Here is a 1,721-nt window from a genome sequence, read left to right on the forward strand (position 1 = left end):
CCTCGATCCATCAGAGGGTTTCGCTCCCTCGTAGTCCGTTTCGGCTGACCGTTTTGTCCGCTCGGGTTGGGTGTCGGTGTGCCGCGTGTCGCTGCGGACGCGCCGGCTCTCCGGGCCGGGGGTTGGGTTTTCCTGCTGGTAGGGGCGGTGGATCCGGGTCAAGTGGTCAGGGGCGTGGTGGTCTGGGGCAGCGTGGTGAGGCGTTGCCAGCAGAGGGCGAACGCGTCCGCCCAGGGCCAGCTGTCGGGGACGGAAAGGATCTTGCGGCGGGCGTGGGTGGCGAGTTTCGCGGGTAGGTGCAGGATCCGGTAGCGCAGGGTGTCGGGTTCGGCGTCGGCGAGCTCGGGTTGGTCGTGCAGGCCGAGCAGCCGGGTCCAGGCGCTGATGTCCGCGGCGAGGTTGGCGGCCAGGACCCAGCCCTGGTTGACGGTCCAGGATTTCGAGGGCAGGTTGCGCAGGCCCATGGCCTTGTTCGTGCGCACCCGGTCCTCCACCGTGGCGTGGCTTCTGTGCAGGAGGTCGAGCCATTGCGGCTGGTGCGAGCCGGGCAGCCCGGCGATACGACCGATGTTGGTCGCGACGACCTGGTAGCGCCAGCCGGTACGTTTCTCCAGGTCGGTCAGGTTCTTCGCGTGCCGGGCCGATGGCCGGGTGCGCCGCACGATCAGGCGTAGTCCTTTGACCCACGCCTGCACCCGCTGGTTGAGGCCGGTCAACTCGGCCACGTGGGCCGTGCTGACGGCGGCGCCGCCGGGGTCGAGGCTGTCGATCCAGGCATCGGCGGGTAGCAGGTCGATGGCGGCCTCGTCGGCGTCGGTGATCGTCCAGCCGACGGTGAACTTCACGCTGCGCCAGGCCCGGTTCATCTGCACGATGTGCTTGAGCAGGTCGTGAGTGGCGCCGGCACCGTCGACCCGGATCAGGATCTTGCGGCGGTAGGCGGCCGGGAGCTGGGCGATCGCATCGCCGAGGACCCGGATATGGTCGGTGACCGTGTTCGAGCCGGCACTACCCGGCCGCAGCAGCATCGCCAGGCTTTCCGCCGTGTTCGAACACCACGCACCAAGGGGGTGGAACCCGTAGCCCTTCTTGAACGTGGCCGCCGCGCCCTGCTTGTCCGAGTGGGCGGTGATCAGGGTGGCGTCCAGATCGATGACCACCCACCCGGTCAACACCTTCCCGGCCACCGTCAGCCAGGGAAATCCCTGTGGCCGGGCGGCGAGCAGGTCCCACACCCGGGCCCGGACCCGCGCCCGGGCTTTGCCGATCCGGTGCAGCGCCGTCTCGTCCAACTCGTCCAAGGCGCGGCGGACGGTCGCGACCGACGGCGGATCCGCGAAGACGAGGGCCTGATGCGTCAACAGAGCGATGTCGGACATGCTGGTGGCGCCGAGCACGATCGCGGTCGCCAGACAGACCAGGACCGTGCCCCGGTCCCACCATCCCGGCCCCGCGCCCTGCGGTAGCACCGCATTCAATGCGCCGGTCAGACCGGTCCGGTCCGCGCACTGCCGCAGCAGGACCGCACCCGCGTGACCGACAAGGCCCTTACCACCCACGGCGACCTGCAACCGCGCAGCCCATCCCGTACCCTTGCTCACCGGAAAGGTGCACCTGATTCTATTGTGGATATGATCTAGTCAGTCACATCCTTGCAGGTCAGGTGCGCCTTTCCCTTACCGGCCTCGATGAACGCAATTCCCTCTGATCGGGTGAGGCCA

At 68.5% G+C, this 1,721-nt stretch carries 1 protein-coding gene; it reads right to left on the reverse strand.

What is annotated here, in order from left to right:
• Nucleotides 1-158: 158 nt before the first annotated feature.
• Entirely contained in the window at nucleotides 159-1,601 is a 1,443-nt protein-coding gene (locus tag ACFQS1_RS40345; RefSeq protein ID WP_378978336.1) for an IS1380 family transposase, read from the reverse strand.
• Nucleotides 1,602-1,721 lie beyond the last annotated feature (120 nt).

The organism is Paractinoplanes rhizophilus (genome assembly GCF_042664765.1).
Taxonomy (GTDB): domain Bacteria; phylum Actinomycetota; class Actinomycetes; order Mycobacteriales; family Micromonosporaceae; genus Actinoplanes; species Actinoplanes rhizophilus.